Raw genomic sequence first — 22,927 nt, forward strand, 5'->3', positions numbered from 1 at the left:
GGCGATGGCATCAGTTCTTTATTTCGAGGCAGATAGCGATCAGCTCCTTGAGGCTTTCAATCGCCTTGCCGTTGAATGTCAATTCGGCGCCGGAGAGTTCGAGAGTGCCGTACGGTGAGACACCGGGCCGGCCCCTTTTTTCGAGCAGCAGGAAGAGGCTCCCCGGCTGGTCGTCCACCGCGGCGAGCTCCGGCGGCGGCGCCAGGTCGGAAATGCCGGCGACAATCCCGTCCTGATCGGTCCAGGCAAGCTCCTCCAGCCCCAGCCGGATCGCGGCCAGGTAGCTGACGTCGCGCCGGTTGATGATCAGGCTGTTGCCGGTCAGACCGAAGCGGAGAGCCGCTTCACCGAGAAAACAGTTTGGCAGGGTGTAGGCAAAAATATTCGGACTCGCCAGTTTGCCCTGCTCCGGAATCATCGTTTCAAGGTAATCAAGATCGGTTATCAGGCAGCCGTAGCGGCTTGCCGCAATAATGCCGATCGCTCGTTTATTCGTCCACTCTTCGGCGCCACCGTCGCGCAGGCAGAAGGTTGCGGCGGCCAGGCCGATCCGTGAGAAATTATCGAGGCGGCCGAAGCGTCGGTCGATGCAGGAAAAAACCTGCTTGCGTGTCGGGATCGGCAGTTCGCCGTCAATCAGCGGCTGAACGAATGCGGTTCGACCGGCTCCGAGGCCGGCCGGGGTGACCCAGCCGATTCCGTTGATCAATGCCTTCATCATAACACCCCCTGCAGAACGAGCGCACCGTTGATGCCGCCGAAGCCGGAATTGGTGCTGAGCAGGTACTGGCCGGAGATCTCCCGGCCGGAGGAGCTGACCTGCCCCTGCCCTGCCTCTTCCGGTGTCGTGCAGCCGACCGTTCCGGGGATCTGCTGCTGCGCCAGAGAGTATCCGGCGATGATCGCCTCGATCGCCCCGGCCGCACCGAGGGTGTGGCCGATGCTCCCCTTGATGCCGTGCAGGGGCGGCAGGTGATCGCCGAAGATCGTCGCGAAAGCGGTCAGCTCCATGGCGTCATTATATGGGGTTCCGGTGCCGTGAGCACTGATCGCCGCGACCGCCGAGGTGTCGATACCGGCCCGTTGCAGCGCTTCTGTACTGGCGAGAATCAGGCCGCTGCCGTCACGGGCCGGGGCGGTGACGTGGTGGGCATCGTTGGCGGCGCCCCAGCCGGCAATCCTGGCCAGCGGTGCATCACCGGCGCCGGCTTCGTTGGTCAACAGCAGGGCGGCACCCGCCTCGCCGAGGTTCAGACCCTGGCGCCCGGCATCGAAGGGTCGGGCCGGGTCGGGGGAGAGCGCCTGCAACGATGAGAAACCGGAGAAGACGAACTCGCTGAGCAGGTCGGCGGCGTAGACCAGGACCGAATCGGCCTGGCCGTGGGCGATCAGGGCGGCGCCGCGGGCAAGGGCGATGGTTGACGAAGCGCAGGCGGCGTTAATGTTGGTGCCGCAATCATCGAGGCCGAAGCGCTTGGCGATTTTATCGAGCAGCGGTGCAAACAGTACCGCTGCCGGCAGTTTCTGCCCGGCCCGACAGGCGGACTCGAGCCGGTCGATTTCCCCTTTGGTTGAGGCGACCAGCAGCCGACTGGCGCCCGGCACCGGGCCGATCTGGTCGGCGAGCCGGTTCAACAGGTCGTCGTGACCTGAATGGTCAGCCGGGGCGACCAGGTCAGCGATCACGGCGCCGAGATTTGAAACGTAGTTGTCGCAGCTGAACCGGCTGAGCGGCCGGATGCCGCTTTTGCCGGCCAACAGCTCCTGCCAGAGCCGGTCCGCTCCGGAACCGAGGGCGGTTACGCAGGCAACCTTGCTGATAAAGACCTTGTTCACGTTAACTCCCCCGCCTGCCAGCGTTCGCGGAACGCCTGATGAAATGGCGGTGGCACCATCAGGACGTTATGATCGGTGTCCATCAGCAACTGCACCGTGTAACCGCTGGTTGTAATCTCCCCGGCGGCATTGCGCAGAATAAATTCGTGGTTGAGCCTGGCCGCGTCCGACCAATGGAGAATCGCCTCGATGGTGAAGGGATCGCTGAACTGCAGCGGCCGGTGGTAGTCGACGTGCATCTGTTTGATCGGCGCAACGATGCCGGCGCGATAAAAATCGAGATAGCCGATACCGTATTTTTCCCCGAGCAGGACCCGCCCGTCTTCGAAATAGCTCGGGTAGCGACCATGCCAGACGATACCGAGGGCATCGACTTCCTCGAAACGGGCGGTCCGTTCAACCGAGCAGCGCAGCGGCTCCGGCGCGCCTTCTGTCTTTTTGAAGTAGGGTTTCCTCATGATTCCGCACTCTCTTCGAGAATCAGGGTGAAGTTTGAAGCCTCCTCGGCGCCAACCTGCATCCGCGTCGCGCAGTGCAGATATCCATCTTTTTCACGACAGGTCACTTCGACGTCGATCCGGTCATCCGGCCGGAGCGGCCGACTGAACTTGGCTCGCTTAATCTCGCGGAAGGTGACCGGTTGACCGATGATCTGTTCGGCAACAACCTGGGCCAGCAGGTTCTGCAGGACGCCGGGCAGAATCGGGTAGCCCGGGAAATGCCCGGAAAAACCGAGGAACGACTCGGCGAAGCGGAAACTCTGCCGGCCGCTCTCTCCGCTCAGCGTGGCCGGCGCCAGCGCCGACTGCATGATCGCTTTTCGCATTTTGTTCATGGTTCCAGTTTCACCTCGTGAACCTCGAGTGACAACCTGATGTTATCACGTTGGTCGTTCAGAATGATCTCCTGCGGCAGGCGCCATTTTTCGTGTTCCGCATAGCGGTTGTAGAGTACCCGCCAGTTGGTGTCCTTTCCCCGCGTGCGGCTTTCACGCAGGTCGCCGCGGCAGTCGAACAGCCCGGTCCGGGTTATGTCGTCGACGGTCCGGGTCAGTACCCGGTGGCTGCCGATATCGGTCGGCTCTGCATCGCTCGAAGCGGCTGCCAGCAAAAAAATACGGCGCAGGTTTCTGCCGACTGTCGCGAGCATTTGCGGTCGCTTCTGCAGCGGTGGAATCACCCGGTGGACCTCAGTGTCGTCGGCCGTGAACGTGAGGTCGAACAGGACCAGCCCGACTTCATTCATCGCGACCAGGCGCCCTTGACCGGTTTTAAGGTCGAGCCGCAGAAACCCCTGCATCGCCAGTTTGCGAAAGCGGGTCTCGAGCAACATGGTTTGGTGCAAGCGCCAGACCGCTTTTTGCTGCAGCCACTGTTTTTCCTGCAACGAACCGAGCTCATGGTCTCTCGGGCAATCCTGCGGCAGTACCAGCGGCGGGACCGCCGGCGCGCAGGCACTGACCAGAACCAGAGCAAAAAGCAGGAACGCCAGCCACCGCATCAGCCGGACCTCGGCCGGAAAGCCGGGATGACCAGCACCGCCGTCGGAACGGCCGCCGAAATACCGAGCAGCACGGTCAGACCGATTGAATGCAAGGCCGGATGCCGGGCCAGAATCAACGCCCCGAAGCCGACCAGCGTGGTCAGGCCGGAAACCACGATCGCCCGGGTCGAGGCGGTCTCGGCGGTTTGCCGGCTGTGGCAGACCATGAATATTCCATAGTCGACGCCGAGACCGATAATCAGAATCGTCGCGATCACGTTAAACAGGTTCATTTCGATCCCGAGCCAGCCCATGCCTCCAAACATCGCCAGCAATCCGGTCAATACCGGCAGCAGGGCGAGCAGGACATCCTGAATCCGGCGGAACAGCAGGAGCAGAAGCATCAGGACGGCGAGTCCGGCGTAAATGATGAAATTGGCAAAATCGGCAGCAATCTCGCGGCTCAGCTGGCGCCCGAAGCGGCTTTGCGAAACAAGGGTCACTCCGGGGATTGCGGCGAGTGACGGTTCCAGCTTTTCGATCAACTGCGGCCGATCGGGGATGAGCGAAATCAACTGAGCGCCCTCTTTCTTTTTCGGCGCGAGATTGTCAAGCAGGCCACCGAGCCCCCACTGCTCAAGGCTTTTTGTGCTGATCGGTTCGGGGGTTCGTTCCAGGGAATCGAAAAAAGGCTGAAAAGCGTCCCCGGAAAAACCGTACTTGAGACCTGCACTCTGGACCAACCGGCTGGTCCGGTCTCCGTTTCTCTGCCAGAAGCGCTGCCAGTTATCAAGCCGTTGCTGCTGGGTTGCCGGAGCGGCGATAAGCGGTGCCAGGCTGACCGCTTCCGACTCGACCTGCTGCTGTTTGAGCAGCTGCCAGACCTTCTGGTTGGTATCGAGAGCGTCATCCATCGTCTCGGCGGCAACAAAAACCAGGGCGCGGTCACGCATCCGGCCCCAGACATCAGCCAGTGATTGCTCGGCCCGCCGAAGTTCCTCCGGCCGGTAGCTGAGCTGGCGCAGTTCGCCGTTGATCGTCATGTTCTGGGCCTCAAAGGCACTGACCATTGCCACCCCGAACCAGAGCAATACCACGACCCAGCGCAGGTTCGGCTGTTCGCGAAAAACCCGGTTAAGGTCGAACCAAGTCCTTGTTGATCGGGTTGCGCTGTTCGAGCCGACGTAGTGTGGCAGAACCAGCAGCGCCAGCATAAGTGCCGTGATGATGCCGGCCATGGCAAAAATGGCGAGCTGGCGTTGCCCCGGGAGATCCGAATTGAGCAGGATTGAAAACGCCGCCAGTGTCGTCAGGCCACCGAACAGGACCGGTCGGCTCACCGCTTTGAGCAGCGCCGGGCGCAACCCGCTTCCGTGCTGCAGGGCAAAATAGACATGCAGACCAAAATCGATGGTGATGCCGAGCAGGACCGCGCCAAAACCGATGGTAATGCCGGAAACCCGGCCGAACCAGAGCGATGTGATCACCAGCGCCGCGGCAATGCAGAACAGCGGCAACAGGAAGACCGCGACAGCGTGCAGCCGCCGTAAAAAAAGGGTGAACAGGAGCAGGATTCCGACCCCGGAGACGACGAGGACGCGCTGCATATCCTTCTGGATCGCCTCGGCGTTGGCCAGGGTATAGGGATGTCCGCTCAACAGGTCGGCGGTAATACCGACCGGCAGTACCCGGCGCGCCCCGGCAAAGGCGTCGACCAGTTTGCGCCCGGCGACGGCGTCGGTAATCAGGGCCGGGGTGTCGGCGAGGAGCAGGCTGCTCCGGCCGTCGGCGCTGACGAACTGACCCTGTTCGATGCGGACTCCCGGCAGCGGATTAAGATAGCCGAGTTTGGCGAAAGCCAATTGTTGCAGGCCGAGCGGATCGTGGCGTATGGACTCCTTCAGGGCAATGCCCTGGGGCTGTAGCAGTTCGGCAAAACGGGTTGCCAGCTGCCGGTCGATTTTCTCCGGGGTCAGTTGCTGTTCGATCTGCTCGAGATCGTCCGCTTCCAGCAGAAAAGGCAAGGCGTTGCCGAGCCCCCTGGTCAAACCGATCGGATCGATGTCGGTCGGGCCGCTCAACAGGTTGCGGAACAGGTCGGCCGGTAATGCGGCCCGCAGCCGGTCGGTTGCCGCGAGCAGCTGCTCGAGCGGAACATCCGGTTCGGCCCTCAGGTGAATCACCAGCTTGCGGGCGAACGGGGCCTGTTGCAGCAGCCCGAAATCGCTGGCGACGCGCGAGTCACCATCCGGCAGCATGGCGACGATACTCTGTTCGACCTCGAGCCGCGAGAGCAGGCCGCCGGCGATCAGCAGCAGCACCAGCAGGGCTATGGTCAAGCCGGTTCTGCGGTGTTCCAGCTTCTCGTATGTCGTCGCAATCAGCTTCATTAAAATTCCGGTGCCTCAAATACTTTATCCGGCAGGGCCCGGTTGAGTTCGACCTTTTTGAAGTGGAGCAGGGTCTGGTCGCCCGCTGTCTCCTGCAGGAGTACGGTTGCAATATGGCGCAGGTCTTCGGCAAAGGTGATGTCGAGATGCCGGATGAAGCCGGCCTCGCCCCGGTCGCGCGGAATCAGGCGGAGGCGGGGAGGCTGCGTCTGCAGCAGTTCCATCTGATAGCGCTGTTGCAGCCATTCAAGATCAACCCGGGCCCAGGCGAGCAATTGTTTGGCAATCATCCCCATCACCGGGTCGCGTTCGACCGAGAAACGTCCCCGTTCCCGGCTCAGTCCGTTCCAGCGCACGCCCTGGTCGCCGCGCAGAACGAAGCCCGATTTGAACGGCGTCAGCAGCTCCCAGCGGAGCTGATCCGGTTTGCGATAAGCAAACCGCCCCTCCGAGAGCAATTTCTCGGAAAAGATCGCGAGATGCTTTTCCTGGATAAAGTCGCTCGACAGGGTTTGGGTCGCCGCCGCAGCCTGGCGGAGGCGCTCAAGCAGGGAGTCGAGCTCGTTGGCTCGACCCGGCAGGGCGAGCAACAGAAACAGCAGGATTGTCAGGGAGAAAGACTTCATTATTTCAGTTGATCCAGACCTTGATTTCGCCTTCGGCGAGACACTCATCGGCCCGCCAGATTTCGCCCCTGGCGATGGCGAGGTCGTCGAACTCGGCGATCGTCCGGATCGCGATGCGCAGGGTGTCACCGCTGTTGGCCGAGGCCTGGCGGGTCAGTTTCTTGATGCCGACGAGGAAACCCTGCCGCACCGGGGCGGCGTCAAGCAGATCGTTATAGCCCTTGATCATGGCGTAAGCCTGCGCAATCAGCTCGGTCAACGCGATGTCATCGAGAACGCCGCTGGCGTCGACGAGCGGGCAGTCGGCCCTGATATCGGCTTCGATCGTGCCGTTTTTGTCGTCGATATCGACCAGCCGGTCGACCAGCCGCATCGGCAGGCGGTGCGGGATCAGTTCTTCGGCTTCGAGCGGCAGGGTCAGGTCCATTATGCCTCCCAATAGACCGACAGGTCGTCGAACAGCTGGCTCGAAAAGAGCCGCTTACGGAATTTGACCAGATCGTCATGGAAAATCGATTCATTATTGTACTGGTTGAAATCCTCGTTGAGGATCCGGAAAATTTTCCCGGTTCCGGACCCGAGACCTTCGGCGTTGCGGAACGAGAGCGCCTGCAGGTCGGCGAGAACCTCGAGGGTGACGACATGTTTGGCGTTGCTGACCGACTTGAAGGCCTTGCGCGCCGCCACCGTCCCCATGCTGACGACATCCTGGTTCGAGGCGTTGCAGCTGATCGTGTTGGTGCTGACCGGGTTGGCGAGCTGGCGGTTTTCGGCGGTGGTCGAGGTCGCCAGGTACTGCGCCCCCATGAAGCCCATGGTCAGTCCCAGGGTGCCGGGGATCAGAAATTCCGGCAATCCTTCGTTGAGGCTCTTGTCGAGGTACTTGTTGGTGCGGCGCTCCGAGATATTGCAGAGAGTCGAGATCGCCATGCAGAGCATGTCCATGACGAAGCCGATGCTCTGACCGTGGAAATTGCCGCCATGAATGACCTTTTTCTTCTCCGGGATGATAATCGGGTTGTCGTTGGAGGAGTTGGCCTCGATCTCGACGACCCGGCTCGCCTGTTCGATCGCCTCGGCGACCGGGGCGAGGACCTGCGGCGTGCAGCGGACCGAGTAGACATCCTGGACGTTGATACTGGTCTCGTAGACAGGGCCGTCCGATTTCTGGTCGCGGATCTTGTCGTGCATCTCCGAGCGCAGGGTAATATTCTGTGAACCGGAATAGAGCCGGCGGATTGTGTCGGCGATCTGCAGTTGGCCGTGGTGCGGCTTGACCCGGTGCAGATCCTCGTCGAAGGCATCATCAATGCCGCCAAAGATCTCGATCGCGAAGGCGCCGGTTACGCAGCTGATGTTGAGCAGTTTTTTGGCACCGAAGATGGCGAAAGCGGCGAGGGCGGTCATGGCGCTGGTGCCGTTCATCAGGGCGATGCCCTCCTTGAAGCTGAGCCGCATCGGCTGCCGGCCGAGCTTGCGGTAGGTGGCCGCCGCATCGGTCAGTTCGCCGTCGTAGTAGAGCCGGCCTTCACCGATGATCGCCAGCGAGAGGTGAGCAAGGTGGATCAGGTCGCCCGAGGCGCCGACCGAGCCGCATTCCGGAATGTGGGCGGCAAGCCGCTCGTTGATCATCCATTGCATATGCTCGAGCAGTTCAATCCGGACGCCGCTGAACCCTTTGGCCAGGGTATTGAGCCGGACCGCCATCACCGCGATTGCGATGTAGTCCTTGAGCGGATCACCGAGACCGGCGGCGTGACTGCGGATCAGGTTGATCTGCAGCTCCTCGATCTGCTCATCGTCGATGATCTTGTTGCACATCGGGCCGAACGAGGTGTTGACACCGTAGATGACCCGTTTCGCCGCGACCTCCTCCTCGAGAAAGCTGCGGCTGGCCCGGCAGCGCTCCAGCGCCTCCGGATCGAGAGCAACCTTGCGGTCGCCAACACCGATGGCTACTATTTCATCAACAGTCAGGTCGTTGCCGTTAAGGATAATGGCGGAATCTTTACTCATCGTTTCTCACTTTCCTGTTCGCTCTTTCGGTAGTCAAAAAATGTAATCGGTTTGCGCCGGTCCGGCCGCACCGTCTTCTGTGTAATCTGTTCCGGGCTGATCAGGACCACTTCCGGTCGCACCCGGGTTTTTCCGGCAATTTCACCGGCCAGATAATCGGCGGTCAGGGCGGTATCGCTGACACCGATGACGACCCGGACCCGGTCCGAGAGATCGAACTGCTGTTCGACCTCGAGGTAGTGGTTGACAACTCCGGGAATACGGTGCAGGACATTGCCGATTGCCGCCGGGTAGAGGGTTGTCCCCCGGACCTTGAGCATCTGTGATTTGCGACCGATGATCGGTCCGAGACGGGGTGTCTGTCGACCGCAGGCACAGGGCCCGGGATGAAGGGCGGCAATATCACCGGTCCGGTACCGCAACAGCGGCGTGCCCTCGATGCCGAACGGGGTAACAACGACCTCGCCCGGTTCGCCGGGCGGCAGCAGGGACCCCTCTTCATCAATGATTTCAACGGCAATCAGCTCCGGCAGCAGGTGACCGCCGCAGCCGGCCGGGCAGTCGGTAAAGGCGGTTGCCATTTCGGTACTGGCGTAAGTGCCGAAGACCGCCGCATCCCAGGCCCCGGTGAGGGCTTCCCCGAGCGGCGACAGGCTCAGGTCGGGGTTACGGATCGGTTCACCGATGCAGATCAGTTTGTTGATGCCGCAGGCGGCCGGATCGAGGCCGCGGCCCTGCATCTTCCGGGCGAGGCCGAGAAAGAGGCTGGGGACGCCAACCAGCACGTTCGGCCGCTGCTTTTCAATCGCTTCTGCGACCAACGCCGGTTGGCCCGAGCCGACCCGCAGGGCAGTCGCGCCGATCCGGCGCAGTCCGAGAAAATAGGCGAGGCCGGCCATGAAGCCGCGATCGAGAGCGGCACCGATCAGCACTTTGTCGTGGCGGGTGATCCCGGCCGCGGCAAAAGAGAGCGCCTCGTTCAGGGCGAGCCGCTGCAGATCCTTTTCGGTCTGCCAGATGGTCACCGGTTCGCCGGTGGTGCCGGAGGTCTGGCAGATATCGACGACCTGGTCACTGCCGACTGCCAGAAATTGTTCGTTCTGGTTGGCGAGATCCTGTTTGCCGGTCAGGGGCAGCTGCTGCAAATCTTCGAGGGTTTGAATCTTGGCCGGTTCGATCCGGTTGCTGGCAAAAACCTCCCGGTACCAGGGTGATGCTTTATCCAGGTAGCTGAGGTGCTGTTGCAGAAGCTGGCACTGGCGCCCGGCGATGACCTCCGGGTCGGCAAAGCAGATATCGGGCACAACGTCACCCATTCAACGATCCTTCCTGTCGGCCCGCATCTCGACCAGGGCTGCACTCATCCGCTCCTTGGTGAGCTTGCGCAGGCGCAACGGGCCGTCATTGCCGGAAAATTCGGTGGTGTCAATCGGCTCGAGGGCGCGCAACTTGATGCGGCAGGGTCGCAATTGCTTACGGCCGGGCGGCAGCAGGATGTCGGTGCCGTCGATCACCAGCGGGGTCAGCTGCACCCCGGCATCGATCGCCGCCTTGAAGCCGCCGGAATAGAAACGCTGCAGCTTGCCGGTCCGGCTGCGGCTCCCTTCGGGGAAGAACAGGACCGTGCCGCCGTTGGCAAAGGCCCGCTTACAGTTTTCCAGGGTCTCGAACCAGCTGCTGTCTTCGACATTCATATACCTGGCGAGGCGCATGAACTGTGAATACCAGAACATCCGGAACGGCCAGGCCCGGACCGCGAAGATGATGTCATGAACCGGCAGCATGGCCATACAGTAGGTGTCGAAAAACGAGAAGTGATTGACTACGAAAAGAGTCGGTTCTCCCGGCCTGATATGATCCATCTGTTCCCGATGAAAGCGGACAAACGGCCGCATCAACAGCAGCCAGCCGCGGCCGTAAATCCAGATGTACCAGCGCATCAGCCGGTCGACCGGCCAGCGCAGGATGATTTTACAGAGGCCGAGGACAAGGGGAAAGACGAGGATCCCGAGCAGGGTCCAGAGGAACATCATGCCGTAGCACCAGATGTTCATCAGGATGACCGGCAGGCTCCAGCCCCCGGTTTCATCTGTCGATTTACAGGTTTCGCTCACACCAGACATCGTAGATTCTCAGCTGTGTTCTTCAACCTTCTGCAGGACGAAATTATGGATATCACCGAGGGTCCGGATCGCCCGGATCGATTCTTCTTCACGGATTTTGAAGTCGAACGCGCCCTCGAGAACGATGACCATATCGACGGTATCGAGGCTGTCGAGGCCGAGGTCTTCGTAGATGTTCGCATCCGGGGTCATGTCGGCGCGGTCGAGCTCGAACTCCTCGGCGAGGCTCGAGTCGATCAGTTCAATTACTTCCTGTTCAGTCATTCTTTGGTGCTCCTTAGGATAACGGTGGAGTTAATGCCACCCATGGCAAAATTGTTTTTCAGGATGACGTTGGATTCGGTTTTCTTGTTCTGTTTCAAGTGCTCAAGACCGGCACAGTTGTTGTCGATCACTTCAAGGTTCCGGGTCGCAACCAGTTCGCCCCGCTGCATCATGCCGATACAGGCAGCCATCTCGATCGAGCCGCTGGCGGCCATGGTATGGCCGAGATGGCCCTTGAGGCTGCTCACCGGGGCCCGGTCGCCGACCAGATCACGAATCGCTCCGGCTTCCGCGGCATCGCCCTGCAGAGTGCCGGTGGCGTGGGCGTTGACATAATCAACCGCGGCGGCGCTCAGACCGGCATCGGCCAGGGCGAGCTGCATGCACTCGAGCATGGCGTTGGAGTCGGGATTGGCAATGCTCGAGGTGTCGGAGGTTGTCGCGAAGCCGCAAACTTCGGCCAGTATGGTCGCGCCGCGGGCCACCGCCCGGCTTTTTTTCTCGAGGAGCAGGATGCCGCTCCCTTCTCCACAAACGATGCCGTCGCGGGCGGCATCAAAAGGCCGCGGCGAATTCTCCGGCTGATCGTTGTAGCCGATCGAGGCGGCATGCATGACATCGAAGGTCGCGGTGGTCAGGGGGTGAAACTCGTCGGCGCCGCCGCAGAGGATCGCGTCCTGGCGACCGAAGGCGATCTGCTCGTAGGCGTAGCCGATCGCCTGGCAGCTGGTCGCGCAGGCGGCCGAAGGGGCCATCACCCGCCCGGTGATACCGAGTGACTGGGCGACGTTGGCGGCGCAGGAGTGGCCCATAATCTGGAAAAACAGTCCCGATTTCATCCGTTCAAGGCTGTAATCGCGGAAATAGTCGGCAAAGAATTTTTCACTGGTTTCGGTGCTGCCGAGGGTCGAACCGATGATGACGCCGAGGCGGCCGGCCGAGAGCTCCTCTTCCGGCCAGTTCGCCATCTCCAGCGCCTGCTGGCTGGCAAGATAGGCATAAATCGACATGTTCGACATCGAGCGCCTGATCTTGCGCGGCACCGATTTCGGATCGACTCCCTGAACCGTTGCCGCCAGGCGCGAGCGCAAGCCGCCGATCTTTTCGAGGCCGGCCTCGTGGCGGACTCCGCTTTCGCCGGCCAGCAGCGCCGTGACCAACTGATCGTAATCGAGACCGAGCGGCGAGATGATGCCGATTCCGGTGACAACGACATTTTCTAATGACATGATCTGAGTTCTCCACGCAGCTGGTCATGACCGAGGATCGAGCCGCAGGTCAGATAGCTGGAAACAACGGCGCCGAGCAGTCCCGGGGCGGCAATCGCCTGTCCCGAGAGGAAAAGTCCCGGCAACCGGGTCATCGGATGCGGATTATATTGACCGAGGAAGCGGCCGACGCCGTAGACCGCACCTTGCGGCGCCTGCGAATAGTCATGCAGGGTCAGTGGAGTCGCCAGTTCGAGCAACTCGAGGCCGGCCAGTTCCGGGGAGTTTTCGGCAAAAATGGCGAGCAGCTCCGCACCAACCTGCGCCTTGTGCCGCCGGTAATCCTCGCAGCGTTGCCCCTGCGGGGCGGCCCACCGGGAAACTTCGTCGTAAGCGGCCGGCATAATGCCGATAACGCCGTGCGCTCCGCCCTGGTCCGGCGCGGCCGCGGCCAGGTAGTATGCGCGCTGGTTCAGTGGCCGGTCCGTATTCGCTGCCATCAGGCCGGGTTGCGGCTGAACGAACATGTTGGATTGCTGCAGAAAACTGATCGGTCGGTCGCTCCGGGCAAAAACGATATAGGCCGAGCAGGTCTGTTCGAGCCGGCTCAGGCGTTTGCGGTAGGCCGGTCGCAGCAGGCCCTCCGGCAGCAGTTCCGGCAGCAGCGCCGGATTGATCGTTGCAACCACTTCCGATGCGGAAATCGTCTCGCCACTGCTCAGGGTGACCCCGGTCACGGCCTCAGGCTCCGCTTCGATCGCCGTCACATCGGCCCGACAGCGGATTTCGGCTCCCGCTTCGGCGAGCAGCTCGAGCAGCGCCTCAATCAGGGCCCGACCGCCGCCGCGGATGCCGTGAACCGAGTGGTAGTATGATCCGGCAACCTGAGTGTTCAGGGTCAGCGGCGCCGATTCGGCCGGGATGCCGTAAAGCAGGCTGTGCATCGACAGCAGGCTCTGCAGCTCCGGGGTCCCGGAAAACTGATCGAGGCTCTCCTTGAGCGATCTGCCGTGGACCGTCTGCATAGCGTAATCGGCAATGTCGGTGTCGAGGTTGAGATAGGGCAACCGATCCCAGGTGGTCTCGATTTCGCTGATAAAGCGGTCAACCTTCTGCCGCTCCTGCGGGAAGCGATCACCGAGTTTTTCCCGGATTGCAGCAAAGCCGACCGGCAGAGTAAAGGTTTCGCCGGTCGCCATGATCTTCAGCTGGTCAAACCGATCAGCGGCAAACGGGTAGAGTTCCAGCTTGTCATCGAGACCAAGATGCCGGAACAGCGGTCGGAAAGGACCACCGTCGCCGAGGCCGCCGGCGTAATGGAAGCCGCTGTCGAAATAAAGGCCGTGGCGCGAAAATCCGCGAACGACCGGCGCCGGCTGCGGGTGCTGCTCGAGCACCAGAACCTTGCGGCCGCTGCGGGCGAGCAGCAGGGCCGAAGTCAGGCCGGAAAGGCCGGCCCCGATAACGATCGCATCATATTGCATGGGTCAGCTGAAATCCAGAACCAGCGCGGCGTTGGTACCGCCGAAGCCGGCCGAGTTGCAGAGCACTTTCCGTGGTGCCTGCGGGATGGTCTCACGGATAATATTGAGGCCGGCGGTTTCCGGGCACGGCCTTTCGAAGTTGGCGCTGGCGGCGATAAAATCCTGTTGGGCCATAATCGTCGTATAGACGACCTGTGATGCCCCGGCCATCCAGAGTTCGTGGCCGGTCAGCGCTTTCAACGCTGAAACCGGCGGCGTCCGTTCGCCGAACACAGCATGAATGTTTTTCGCCTCGGCGGCGTCACCGGCCGGGGTCGAAGTCGCATGGGCGCAGTAATAGTCGATCTCGGCTGCGGCGAGGCCGCTGTCGTCGAGGGCCATCCGCATTGCCCGGCTCATACCGTCGTCACTCGGCACCGAAAGCTGGCCGCCATCGGACGAAAAGCCATAGCCGAGGACTTCACCGAGAATCGTCGCTCCCCGTTTTTCGGCGAGGTCGTAGCGCTCCAGTATCACCGTCGCCGCGCCGCCGCCCGGAACCAGGCCGTCCCGCCCGGCATCGAATGGTCGGCTCGCCCCGGCCGGGTCGTCAATCCGGGTTGAAAAGGCGCCGAGGCCGTCAAAGCTGCACATCGACTCCCAGTTGATTTCCTGGGCGCCGCCGCAGAACATTCGCTGCTGACGGCCGAGCCGGATCAGGTCAGCCGCCTGGCCAATGGCGTGACCGCCGCTCGAACAGGCCGAGCTGAGCGACCAGCAGGCACCGCGGGTCTGCAGCAGGGTGTTGAGATTCATGGTGATAACCGAGGTCATCGAGCGGAAGATGTGGCCGCTGCCGATCGCCTTGGTCTCCCCTTTTTTGCGCAGGGCGTCGACCTGTTCGATGGCGGCGATGCAACTTGAATCGCAGCCGTAGAGCAAACCGGTCTGCTCGTTGGCGATATCGGATTCTTCGAGACCGGCCATCGCCATGGCGTCACGGGCCGTGGCGTAGGTCCAGACGGCGAAGTCGGTCATGCTCTTACGCTGTTTACGCGACAGGATCGACTTGTCGAAACCGTCGATCTGTCCGGTCAGCGGGCTGCGAAAGCCGAGCTTCCGGCGTTCCTCGTCGACGACAATACCTGAAAGGCCGGCGCGCAGGGCGGTGCCGACCGTTTGCGGGTCATGGCCGAGACAGGAGACGATTCCGAAACCGGTGATGGCAACTCTGTGCAAAACGGTTTCTCCCTTAAATATGGATGCCGCCGTTTACGGCGAAAACCTGGCCGGTGATATAGGTCGCCCGATCGGAACAGAGAAAGCCGACCAGACCGGAGACCTCCTCGGCATTGCCGACCCGGCCGAGTGGAATCATCGGCAGAATCTGGTCCATCGGCAGCTCCGAGGTCATGTCGGTGGCGATAAATCCGGGCGAGACGGCATTGACCAGAACATTGCGGCGGCCGACCTCGGCAGCCAGCGAACGGGTCGCCCCGATCAGCCCGGCCTTGGCGGCCGAGTAGTTTACCTGGCCGGCGACGCCCGATTCACCCGAGGTCGAAACGATATTGATAATCCGGCCCTCTCTTTTTTTCTGCATCCGCGCGACGACCAGGCGGGTAACGTTGAAGAAGCCGTTGAGGTGAACCGCCAGAACCTTCTCCCAGCTCTCCTGGCTCATCATTGCCATGATGCCGTCGCTGGCGAAACCGGCGTTGTTGACCAGAACGAAGGGCACGTTGTCAGCGAGCAGCGGCTCGAGCGCTGCCGATGTCGCCGCGGCATCGGCGACGTCAAACGGCAGGAGGTCGCAGCTGCCGCCGGCTGCCGTCATTTCGTCGGCAACCTGCCGCGCCGCATCATGGTCGCTGCGGTAGTTCAGCCAGATATGAAAACCATCGGCCGCCAGCTCTTTTGCAATGGCCGCGCCGATTCCTTTGCTCGCCCCGGTGACCAGGGCAATTTTCTTTTCTTCAGTCAAAATGGTTTCGCCTTTTCCGCCTGTCGAGCAGTGACAGCCCGGTAAGAAAGGCTGCCGACAGGCACTTGATCGCAGGTGCTTGGAAAGGGGTGAAAAAGATCCCGAAATCCTCCTGCTACTGCTCTGTTGATGGTCGATTCAGTGCTGTTGGACAATAAACCTGCATACTATGACAAGTCATCCAAGAATTCAACATTCTTGAGCGTTTTCCGACCGGTTTCAGCCGGTTCAGATAATTGCTGGAAAAAGGTGATTTACAATGACAGCCGACCGGCTAGAATTCAGGGAGGTGAATTGATCTGCGTAATCTTTCAAGAGACAGGGAGGCGTTCCCATGAAGATGAAGTTCATTCCTGTTCTGGTGCTGGTTCTGCTATTTTTCCCGGCCAGCGGTTTCGCCGCCGGCTGGACCGGTAATGTCAACGGATTCCTCGGTGCAAAGAGCCTCGATGAGGATGACTGGGAACCGCTGGACGAACATGGCGAAATCGGCGTGCGCTTTGATTTTGCCCCGAAAACCGATTTCCCGATCAACTTTGCTATCGACTGGTATGTTTCCGGGACCAGCGAGGCCTACTCCGACCCCCGCTTCGGCGGCTTTGCCGACGTTGATGCCGCAACCAGCGAATTTGCCATCGGCTTTCGCAAATACATGCCGATTCCGCAGACCACTTTCAGCCCTTATCTCGGGGCCGGCTTGACCTCGATCGCCGCCAGCATTGAGGCTGATGACGGCTTTTTCACCTACAAGGATGATGATGTCGACGGTGGTCTCTGGCTCGAAGGGGGCATCGTCTGGACGATCAGGCATGTCAACCTCGGCCTTTGTCTGCGCTATTCCGATGCCGAGGTGACGCTGTTCGGTGAGGATCTTGAGGTCGGTGGCGGCCATGCCGGTTTGATCGCCGGGTTTCATTGGTAGGGGCAGTAATCAGAAATCAGTGGACAGTTGGCAGTTGTATGAGCTGTAAGCCGGAAGGGCTAACTGCCGGTTTCCTGGTTGGAGCGTTGCAGGTACCAGACGATCGATTTAGATTTCCAGCCTCCAGCCTCCAGCGGCTCTCATTCTCCCAGATCGAGCAGGCTGTACAGCATCCGGATATGCGGTGTCTCGATCCCGGTAGCGGCGGCCCGTTCAAGCGGCTTCTCGTAGATGGAGTCGAGCTCGAGGGGGCGCCCTTCGAGGCGGTCGATCATCATGCTCGGCCGGTAGCCGCCCATGGTCCCGGTCGCCCCGATCATCTTTTCGATGAAGGGTGGGCCATCGATTGGCGACGTCAGGGGCTGGGCATTGGCGGCGGTGACTACCTCCTGCATGAGATCATTGATCAGCTGTCTTGACGGCGCATGGGCCAGCAGCTCGGCGACGTTCTTTCCGGTCAGCGCACAGAGACCGTTGAACGGAATATTCCAGACCAGTTTTTCCCAGCGCGTTTTGAGCAGATCCCCGACATATTCACAGCTGATCCCGGCAGCACTGAAGGTTTGCGCAACCTTTTCGGCCGCTTGACTCCGGCCGCCGCCGGCGAGTCCGATCCGGATTGCGCCCTGGCCGAGGTGGTGCACTGTCCCCGGCTCGCCCCGGTTGGCACAGAGAAAGGCGACGCCGCCAATGACCTGTTCCGCCGGGAAGGCGCCGGTCAGTAATTCTTCATTGCCAAGGCCGTTCTGCAGCGTCACCAGCATGGTTTCCGGCCCGACCAGCGGCCGCACCAGATCGACCATCTTTTTGTTACTGAAGGTCTTCAGACCGATCAGCACCAGCTCAACCGGTCCGATCGCGGTGGTGCTGCGGTAGCCCTTGACCGGTTTGAGGTGGAAATCGCCGTCGACCGAACAGACCTGCAGGCCCCGTCTGGTAATCGCGTCGTAATCACGGCGCAGCAGGAAGTGCAGCTTGTTTCCCGATTTTTGCAAGAGAGCGCCATAGTAAAGACCGAGAGCGCCGGCACCGACAACCGCGATTTTCATAAAAGGCCCCTTCCGGAAAGACTCGGGAAGCTTTATATCATTTTTTATTTACGATGAACAATGTCGCAATAACGGTTTTCGGAAATTGATTTTGTCAGATGCAGGCGCGCCTTGACGAAAGTTGACAATTTTGATAATATGAACCCTTGTCCTAAGGAGTCTAATTCATGTTTAAAGTTGGAGATAGCGCCGTTTACCCGACCCAGGGGATCGGTGTGATCGAGGCAATAGAATCGAAGGATTTCGGCGGGGTCACGGCCGATTTTTATATTCTGCGGATTGTCGACAGTGATATGACAATCATGGTGCCGACCACGAATGCATCGCACATCGGCATGCGCAGTCCGATTGATAAAAAACGGGTCAAATCAATTTTTAACGTACTCGGTGAAAAAACCAAGGTTTCGGCGATCGCATCATGGAGCCGGCGCCAGCGTGAGTACAACGACAAGCTGAAAACCGGTGACCTCTTCGAGGTGGCCGAGGTCTTGCGTGAGCTCTACTGTATCCGCGAGGGCAAGGAGCTCTCCTACGGTGAGAAGAAGGTTCTCGAACTGGCCCGCAAGCTGCTGGTCAAGGAAGTAGCGCTGGCTGAAGGTGCCGATGAAGACGCGGTGACCCAGCGGGTCGAGAAAATCTTTATCAACTGATTCGATCATGGCCGGGCCGGATGCCAAGCATCTGGCCTTTTTTGTATATGTAACAGTTCCCTTTCGGGGTTGGACAAGGAACCCGGCAGATTCCAATGAACGTACATGTGCTGATTCCGGCCGCCGGCGCCGGCCGCCGCATGCGGGCGGACGTCAACAAGCAATACCTCTCCCTCGGGTCGCGGCCGATTCTGGCGCATACCATCGACCTTTTCGAACAGCATTCCGCTGTTGACAGCATCACCCTGATCGCTCCTGAAGCCGAAATTCCCTATTGCCGCGACGACATCGTGGCGCGCTTCGGTTTTGCCAAGATCCGGCAGATTGTCGCCGGCGGTGCAGAGCGCCAGGATTCGGTGCGCAATGGTCTCAGGGCGTGTGCCGCAGACGACGATGATATCATCCTGATCCACGACGGCGTGCGGCCGCTTCTGCCGGGCGGTTTGATTGACTCCGTGGTCGCGGCCGCTGTTGCAAACAGCGCCGCCCTGATCGCCGTTCCGGCCAAGGATACGATCAAGGTGGTGGTCGACGGCAAGGTCACGGCGACGCCCGACCGCAGCACGATCTGGCTCGCGCAGACGCCGCAGGCTTTCCGTTATCGGCTTATTGCCAGCGCCCATGAAAAAGCGTATAACCACAACTATCGGGCGACCGATGATGCCCAGCTCGCCGAGTGGATCGGGGCGCCGGTCGCGGTTGTCCCGGGAAGTTACGCCAACCTCAAGATCACAACACCGGAGGACCTCGAACTCGCGGCATCGATACTGCAGCGCGAAGAGGATGAGTAAACCATGATGCGGATCGGCCACGGATACGACGTGCACCGGCTGGTGCCGGGGCGCCAGCTGATCATCGGCGGCGTCGAAATCGATTATGATCGCGGCCTGCTCGGCCACTCCGATGCCGATGTGCTCCTGCATGCGATCTGTGATGCCCTGCTCGGCGCGCTCGGCGCCGGTGATATCGGCAAGCATTTTCCCGACACCGATCCGGCCTACCAGGGAGCCGACAGCCGGCAGCTGCTCAAAAAGGTCGCTACCCTCGTCAGCACCGGCGGCTACCTGATCGCCAATATCGATGCCACCATCCTCGCCCAGCAGCCGAAAATGGCGCCGCACATCGGAGAGATGATCGAAAACATCGCGGCCGCTTGCGGAGTCGCCACCGGGCAGGTCAATGTCAAGGCGACGACGACCGAAGAGCTCGGTTTTGTCGGCCGCAAGGAAGGGATCGCCGCCCACGCCGTCGTGCTGCTGCAGCGCGCCGACGACCAGGAAATTATTTAACCGGCCCGGCCGGATTGAAAGGATCACCCACTATCGTGAGCCAGCAGGAACCGACGACCAGTACCAACTTTATCCGCAACCTGATTAAGGAAGATCTTGCCGAGGGGCGCCGCAACCAGGTGATCACCCGCTTTCCGCCGGAACCGAACGGTTATCTTCATATCGGTCATGCCAAATCGATCTGTCTCAATTTTGGGCTCGCCGCCGAGTTTTCCGGGCGCTGCCACCTGCGGTTCGATGATACCAATCCGATCAAGGAAGAGGATGAGTATGTCGAGGCGATCAAGGCCGATGTCGAGTGGCTCGGCTTCGATTGGTGCGACCATCTCTACTTCACGTCCGATTACTTCGAGACGCTTTACGCGTATGCGGTTCGTTTGATCGAAAAAGAAAAAGCCTACGTCTGCAGCCTGCCGGCCGAGCAGATCCGTGAAACCCGCGGTACCCTGACCGAGCCGGGGAGTGAAAGCCCGTATCGCGAGCGCCCGGTTGAGGAAAATCTCGACCTGTTCCGGCGCATGCGAGCCGGCGAATTCGCTGATGGTGAACATGTGTTGCGGGCGAAGATTGATATGGCCTCCGGCAACCTCAACCTGCGTGACCCGGTGATCTACCGGATTCTCAAGGCGTCGCATCACCGCACCGGTGATCAATGGTGTATTTACCCGATGTACGATTTCGCGCACGGCCAGTCCGACTCGATCGAGGGAGTGACCCACTCGATCTGCACCCTCGAATTTGCCGATCACCGGCCGCTCTACGACTGGCTGGTGCAGGAGCTCGAAATCTTCGCGCCGCAGCAGATTGAATTTGCCCGGCTCAACCTCGGTTTCACCGTGATGAGCAAACGCAAGCTGTTGCAGCTGGTCAGCGAAGGCCAGGTCTCCGGCTGGGACGACCCGCGGATGCCGACCCTGGTCGGGATGCGCCGGCGCGGCTACCCGGCGGCAGCAATCCGGACCTTCTGCGAGCGCATCGGGGTCGGCAAGAGTGATTCGCGCATCGATCTCTCGGTGCTCGAGGACTGTGTCAGCGAGCAACTCAACGAAACGGCGCCGCGGCGTCAGGCGGTGCTCGATCCGCTCAAGGTGGTGATCACCAATCTGCCGGAACAAGAGATTGTCTGTACGGCGGCCAACCACCCGCAGAAACCGGAACTCGGGCAACGTCAATTACCGTTGACCTCCGAGATCTACATCGAGCAGAGCGACTTCATGGAAGACCCGCCGAAGAAATTCTTCCGGCTCGGTCCCGGGCGCGAGGTGCGGTTGCGCAACGCCTGCATTATCCGCTGTGACGAAGTTGTCAGGAATGACGCCGGTGAAGTGACCGAGCTGCGCTGCAGCTGCGATCCCGAAACCTTTGGCGCCAATCCGAAGGACGGGCGCAAGATCAAGGGGACGATTCACTGGGTGTCGGCACACCGCGGGATCGAGGTGCCGGTGCGGATTTACGATCGCCTCTTCCGCGACGAGAATCCGGACAAGCTCGAAGATTATCGTGCCGGTCTCAATCCCGAATCGCTCCTCGTGCAGCGGGCCATCGTCGAACCGTCCCTGGCTTCCGCCGAACCGGGCACAACCTTCCAGTTTGAGCGGGTCGGGTATTTCACCGTCGATCCGAAGGATTCGACAGCAGGCTCCCCCCTGTTCAACCGGACGGCGACCCTGCGTGACACCTGGGCCAAGCTGGCGTCAAGCTGACCTCTCACCGTCTGCCGGAAACAGATGCAACGGGTTGATCCGACACACCATTTGCCCCCTTCAAAAGTTCCGGCAACTGTGCTATGAAAGAGCGCGGGTACCCTGCCGGTATCTGAAAACAATCAGGAGTCAGTACCAATGTCACTACGCCTTTACAACACGATGAGCGGTCAGAAAGAGCAGTTTGAACCGCTGGTTCCGGGCAAGGTCGGGATGTATGTCTGCGGCGTCACCGTCTACGACTACTGCCACATCGGCCATGCCCGCGCCAACATCGTCTTTGATGTGATCTACCGTTATCTCAAATATGCCGGCTACGAAGTCAACTATGTCCGCAACTACACCGACGTTGACGACAAGATCATCAACCGCGCCAACGAGCGGGGGATTTCGAGCAAGGAGCTCTACGAGGAGTTCATCCGCGCCTTCGACGAGGATATGGCCGCGCTCGGGCTCGAGAAACCGACCCACGAGCCGAAGGCGACCGAGTATATCGACGAGATCATCGCCATCGTCGAAAACCTGATCGCCAAGGGGATCGCCTACGAGGCGGATGGTGATGTCTACTACGCCGTCGACACGTTCGACGACTACCTCAAGCTCTCGAAGCGCAACATGGACGAGATGCAGGCCGGAGCCCGCATCGCCCCCGGCGAGCAGAAACGCAACCCGATGGATTTCGCGCTCTGGAAGGCGGCCAAGCCGGGCGAACCGGCGTGGGAATCGCCGTGGGGACCGGGCCGGCCGGGCTGGCATATCGAATGCTCGGCGATGAGCTCGTCGCTGCTCGGCGACTCGTTCGATATCCACGGCGGCGGCAAGGACCTCGTCTTTCCGCACCACGAGAACGAGATCGCCCAGTCGGAAGGGGCCAACGAGAAGCCGTTCGTCAAGTACTGGATGCACAACGGCTTCGTCAATATCAACCAGGAGAAGATGAGCAAATCGCTCGGCAACTTCTTTACCATCCGCGACATTCTTGAAAAGTACGACCCGGAGGTCGTCCGCTTTTTCATCCTCTCGGCCCACTACCGCTCACCGATCGACTTCTCCGACCAGAACCTCGAGGAGGCCAGGGCCGGCCTGAGCCGTTTTTACGAGGCGCTCAAGGCCGCCGACGAGATCCTCGCCGCCCATCCGGTGCCGGGCAAGGCGCCCTGTCCGGCGATCAAGGACGAGGAGCGCGAGGTTTATGACCGGGTCGAGCTGCTCGAGGAGAAGTTCGCCGAGGCGATGGACGATGATTTCAATACCGCCCTGGCCCTCGGCCACCTGTTCGATGCGGTGCGCGGCCTCAATCGCCTGATCGGCGAGAAGCGCTTTGATGACTGCCCGCTGTCGCTGGCGGTCCTGCACGACGGGGCGCGGAAGCTGCGCGCCCTCGGAGCGGTGCTCGGCTTCTTCGGATCCGACCCGACGGCCTGGCTCGAAAAACAGAAAAACGCCGGTCTTGAAGGGGGCGAGTTGACGTCGGAGCAGATCGAGGCGCTGATTGCCGAGCGCAAGCAGGCGCGGGTCGACAGGGATTTCGCCCGCGCCGATGAGATCCGCGATGAGCTCGAGGCGAAAGGGGTGATCCTGCTCGATTCACGGGAGGGGACGACCTGGAAGATCAAGTAGGGTCGGGTTAGAGTGAAGAGTGAAGAGTGAAGAGCCAGGGGGGCGGGAGTTGATCCTGCCCCCTTCTTTTGTTGGACGGGGACACTGTTGGACAGGGACACTACCCGAATCTCAGGGAAGTGTCCCCCTGAAGACAGAAAACAGGAAGAACCGCCGGGTCCCGGCCCGGCAGCCGGGTTCATTTCTTTATTGAGCGATAAAGAAACGAACCAAAGAAACCGCTCCCTTACAGGGGGCTTTTTCGTGCGGACTGAATTGTTTCTGTTTAACTGTGTTGCCGGGGAGTTTGCATTGAGGCAAAC

At 60.7% G+C, this 22,927-nt stretch carries 23 protein-coding genes; 6 read left to right on the forward strand and 17 right to left on the reverse strand.

What is annotated here, in order from left to right:
* Positions 1-10 precede the first annotated feature (10 nt).
* The 16 genes from C0623_03220 to C0623_03295 form a co-directional block, all read right to left on the reverse strand.
* Positions 11-721, reverse strand: coding sequence for a hypothetical protein (locus C0623_03220; protein ID PLY02783.1), 711 nt, complete (start codon positions 719-721; stop codon positions 11-13).
* Positions 718-1,836 (reverse strand): beta-ketoacyl synthase, encoded by a 1,119-nt coding sequence (locus C0623_03225; GenBank protein ID PLY02784.1) that lies wholly within the window; start codon positions 1,834-1,836, stop codon positions 718-720. Before C0623_03225 ends, C0623_03220 begins: the two co-directional genes overlap by 4 nt.
* Entirely contained in the window at positions 1,833-2,297 is a 465-nt protein-coding gene (locus C0623_03230; GenBank protein PLY02785.1) for an acyl-CoA thioesterase, read from the reverse strand. The genes C0623_03225 and C0623_03230 overlap by 4 nt, the downstream gene beginning before the upstream one ends.
* Positions 2,291-2,671: a hypothetical protein gene (locus C0623_03235; GenBank protein ID PLY02786.1), complete on the reverse strand. Its 381-nt coding sequence runs from the start codon at positions 2,669-2,671 to the stop codon at positions 2,291-2,293. The genes C0623_03230 and C0623_03235 overlap by 7 nt, the downstream gene beginning before the upstream one ends.
* The gene (locus tag C0623_03240) at positions 2,668-3,336 is read right to left on the reverse strand and encodes a hypothetical protein (protein PLY02787.1); all 669 of its coding nucleotides are present in this window, start codon (positions 3,334-3,336) and stop codon (positions 2,668-2,670) included. Before C0623_03240 ends, C0623_03235 begins: the two co-directional genes overlap by 4 nt.
* Entirely contained in the window at positions 3,336-5,708 is a 2,373-nt protein-coding gene (locus tag C0623_03245; protein ID PLY02788.1) for a hypothetical protein, read from the reverse strand. Before C0623_03245 ends, C0623_03240 begins: the two co-directional genes overlap by 1 nt.
* Complete coding sequence (locus C0623_03250) at positions 5,708-6,382, reverse strand: outer membrane lipoprotein carrier protein LolA (GenBank protein PLY02789.1); 675 nt, start codon at positions 6,380-6,382, stop codon at positions 5,708-5,710. Before C0623_03250 ends, C0623_03245 begins: the two co-directional genes overlap by 1 nt.
* Positions 6,339-6,761 carry a 3-hydroxyacyl-ACP dehydratase gene (locus C0623_03255; GenBank protein PLY02790.1) on the reverse strand — a complete coding sequence of 141 codons (423 nt, stop codon included), beginning with the start codon at positions 6,759-6,761 and terminating at the stop codon, positions 6,339-6,341. Before C0623_03255 ends, C0623_03250 begins: the two co-directional genes overlap by 44 nt.
* Positions 6,761-8,350 (reverse strand): histidine ammonia-lyase, encoded by a 1,590-nt coding sequence (locus tag C0623_03260; GenBank protein PLY02791.1) that lies wholly within the window; start codon positions 8,348-8,350, stop codon positions 6,761-6,763. The genes C0623_03255 and C0623_03260 overlap by 1 nt, the downstream gene beginning before the upstream one ends.
* On the reverse strand, positions 8,347-9,666 hold the full coding sequence (locus C0623_03265; GenBank protein PLY02792.1) for a CoF synthetase: 1,320 nt from the start codon (positions 9,664-9,666) through the stop codon (positions 8,347-8,349). The genes C0623_03260 and C0623_03265 overlap by 4 nt, the downstream gene beginning before the upstream one ends.
* Positions 9,667-10,419 (reverse strand): 1-acyl-sn-glycerol-3-phosphate acyltransferase, encoded by a 753-nt coding sequence (locus C0623_03270; protein PLY02805.1) that lies wholly within the window; start codon positions 10,417-10,419, stop codon positions 9,667-9,669.
* 63 nt (positions 10,420-10,482) lie between these two features.
* Complete coding sequence (locus tag C0623_03275; GenBank protein PLY02793.1) at positions 10,483-10,737, reverse strand: acyl carrier protein; 255 nt, start codon at positions 10,735-10,737, stop codon at positions 10,483-10,485.
* The gene (locus C0623_03280; GenBank protein PLY02794.1) at positions 10,734-11,966 is read right to left on the reverse strand and encodes a beta-ketoacyl-[acyl-carrier-protein] synthase family protein; all 1,233 of its coding nucleotides are present in this window, start codon (positions 11,964-11,966) and stop codon (positions 10,734-10,736) included. The genes C0623_03275 and C0623_03280 overlap by 4 nt, the downstream gene beginning before the upstream one ends.
* Complete coding sequence (locus tag C0623_03285; protein PLY02795.1) at positions 11,957-13,429, reverse strand: hypothetical protein; 1,473 nt, start codon at positions 13,427-13,429, stop codon at positions 11,957-11,959. The genes C0623_03280 and C0623_03285 overlap by 10 nt, the downstream gene beginning before the upstream one ends.
* A gap of 3 nt (positions 13,430-13,432) precedes the next feature.
* Positions 13,433-14,647: a beta-ketoacyl synthase gene (locus C0623_03290; GenBank protein PLY02796.1), complete on the reverse strand. Its 1,215-nt coding sequence runs from the start codon at positions 14,645-14,647 to the stop codon at positions 13,433-13,435.
* 13 nt (positions 14,648-14,660) lie between these two features.
* The gene (locus C0623_03295) at positions 14,661-15,392 is read right to left on the reverse strand and encodes a 3-oxoacyl-ACP reductase FabG (GenBank protein ID PLY02797.1); all 732 of its coding nucleotides are present in this window, start codon (positions 15,390-15,392) and stop codon (positions 14,661-14,663) included.
* A 334-nt stretch (positions 15,393-15,726) separates the two neighbouring features.
* Between C0623_03295 and C0623_03300 the strand changes: the two genes are divergently transcribed.
* A complete protein-coding gene (locus C0623_03300) occupies positions 15,727-16,314 on the forward strand; it encodes a hypothetical protein (GenBank protein ID PLY02798.1) in 588 nt (195 codons plus the stop codon).
* 140 nt (positions 16,315-16,454) lie between these two features.
* Here C0623_03300 and C0623_03305 read toward each other — a convergent pair whose 3' ends face one another.
* On the reverse strand, positions 16,455-17,363 hold the full coding sequence (locus C0623_03305) for a 2-dehydropantoate 2-reductase (protein ID PLY02799.1): 909 nt from the start codon (positions 17,361-17,363) through the stop codon (positions 16,455-16,457).
* Between the two features lie 167 nt (positions 17,364-17,530).
* Between C0623_03305 and C0623_03310 the strand changes: the two genes are divergently transcribed.
* From C0623_03310 to C0623_03330, 5 genes are all read left to right on the forward strand, one after another.
* Positions 17,531-18,013 (forward strand): CarD family transcriptional regulator, encoded by a 483-nt coding sequence (locus C0623_03310; protein PLY02800.1) that lies wholly within the window; start codon positions 17,531-17,533, stop codon positions 18,011-18,013.
* 95 nt (positions 18,014-18,108) lie between these two features.
* The gene (gene ispD, locus C0623_03315) at positions 18,109-18,804 is read left to right on the forward strand and encodes a 2-C-methyl-D-erythritol 4-phosphate cytidylyltransferase (protein ID PLY02801.1); all 696 of its coding nucleotides are present in this window, start codon (positions 18,109-18,111) and stop codon (positions 18,802-18,804) included.
* A 6-nt stretch (positions 18,805-18,810) separates the two neighbouring features.
* Positions 18,811-19,302, forward strand: a complete 492-nt coding sequence (locus C0623_03320; protein ID PLY02806.1) for a 2-C-methyl-D-erythritol 2,4-cyclodiphosphate synthase — start codon at positions 18,811-18,813, stop codon at positions 19,300-19,302.
* A 14-nt stretch (positions 19,303-19,316) separates the two neighbouring features.
* The gene (locus tag C0623_03325; GenBank protein ID PLY02802.1) at positions 19,317-21,005 is read left to right on the forward strand and encodes a glutamine--tRNA ligase; all 1,689 of its coding nucleotides are present in this window, start codon (positions 19,317-19,319) and stop codon (positions 21,003-21,005) included.
* Between the two features lie 138 nt (positions 21,006-21,143).
* Positions 21,144-22,625 (forward strand): cysteine--tRNA ligase, encoded by a 1,482-nt coding sequence (locus tag C0623_03330; GenBank protein ID PLY02803.1) that lies wholly within the window; start codon positions 21,144-21,146, stop codon positions 22,623-22,625.
* Positions 22,626-22,927: the final 302 nt, after the last annotated feature.

It is taken from the genome of Desulfuromonas sp. (assembly GCA_002869615.1).
Classification (GTDB): Bacteria; Desulfobacterota; Desulfuromonadia; order Desulfuromonadales; family UBA2294; genus BM707.

What these genes read in the sequence shown, in the direction of transcription:
- C0623_03320 (PLY02806.1), top strand. Translation starts at nt 18,811, where the DNA reads ATGCGGATCGGCCACGGATACGACGTGCACCGGCTGGTGCCGGGGCGC.
- C0623_03275 (PLY02793.1), bottom strand. Translation starts at nt 10,737, where the DNA reads ATGACTGAACAGGAAGTAATTGAACTGATCGACTCGAGCCTCGCCGAG.
- C0623_03220 (PLY02783.1), bottom strand. Translation starts at nt 721, where the DNA reads ATGATGAAGGCATTGATCAACGGAATCGGCTGGGTCACCCCGGCCGGC.
- C0623_03305 (PLY02799.1), bottom strand. Translation starts at nt 17,363, where the DNA reads ATGAAAATCGCGGTTGTCGGTGCCGGCGCTCTCGGTCTTTACTATGGC.
- C0623_03255 (PLY02790.1), bottom strand. Translation starts at nt 6,761, where the DNA reads ATGGACCTGACCCTGCCGCTCGAAGCCGAAGAACTGATCCCGCACCGC.
- C0623_03260 (PLY02791.1), bottom strand. Translation starts at nt 8,350, where the DNA reads ATGAGTAAAGATTCCGCCATTATCCTTAACGGCAACGACCTGACTGTT.
- C0623_03310 (PLY02800.1), top strand. Translation starts at nt 17,531, where the DNA reads ATGTTTAAAGTTGGAGATAGCGCCGTTTACCCGACCCAGGGGATCGGT.
- C0623_03280 (PLY02794.1), bottom strand. Translation starts at nt 11,966, where the DNA reads ATGTCATTAGAAAATGTCGTTGTCACCGGAATCGGCATCATCTCGCCG.
- C0623_03265 (PLY02792.1), bottom strand. Translation starts at nt 9,666, where the DNA reads ATGGGTGACGTTGTGCCCGATATCTGCTTTGCCGACCCGGAGGTCATC.
- C0623_03300 (PLY02798.1), top strand. Translation starts at nt 15,727, where the DNA reads ATGAAGATGAAGTTCATTCCTGTTCTGGTGCTGGTTCTGCTATTTTTC.
- C0623_03330 (PLY02803.1), top strand. Translation starts at nt 21,144, where the DNA reads ATGTCACTACGCCTTTACAACACGATGAGCGGTCAGAAAGAGCAGTTT.
- C0623_03245 (PLY02788.1), bottom strand. Translation starts at nt 5,708, where the DNA reads ATGAAGCTGATTGCGACGACATACGAGAAGCTGGAACACCGCAGAACC.
- C0623_03235 (PLY02786.1), bottom strand. Translation starts at nt 2,671, where the DNA reads ATGAACAAAATGCGAAAAGCGATCATGCAGTCGGCGCTGGCGCCGGCC.
- C0623_03240 (PLY02787.1), bottom strand. Translation starts at nt 3,336, where the DNA reads ATGCGGTGGCTGGCGTTCCTGCTTTTTGCTCTGGTTCTGGTCAGTGCC.
- C0623_03250 (PLY02789.1), bottom strand. Translation starts at nt 6,382, where the DNA reads ATGAGTGTCTCGCCGAAGGCGAAATCAAGGTCTGGATCAACTGAAATA.
- C0623_03285 (PLY02795.1), bottom strand. Translation starts at nt 13,429, where the DNA reads ATGCAATATGATGCGATCGTTATCGGGGCCGGCCTTTCCGGCCTGACT.
- ispD (PLY02801.1), top strand. Translation starts at nt 18,109, where the DNA reads ATGAACGTACATGTGCTGATTCCGGCCGCCGGCGCCGGCCGCCGCATG.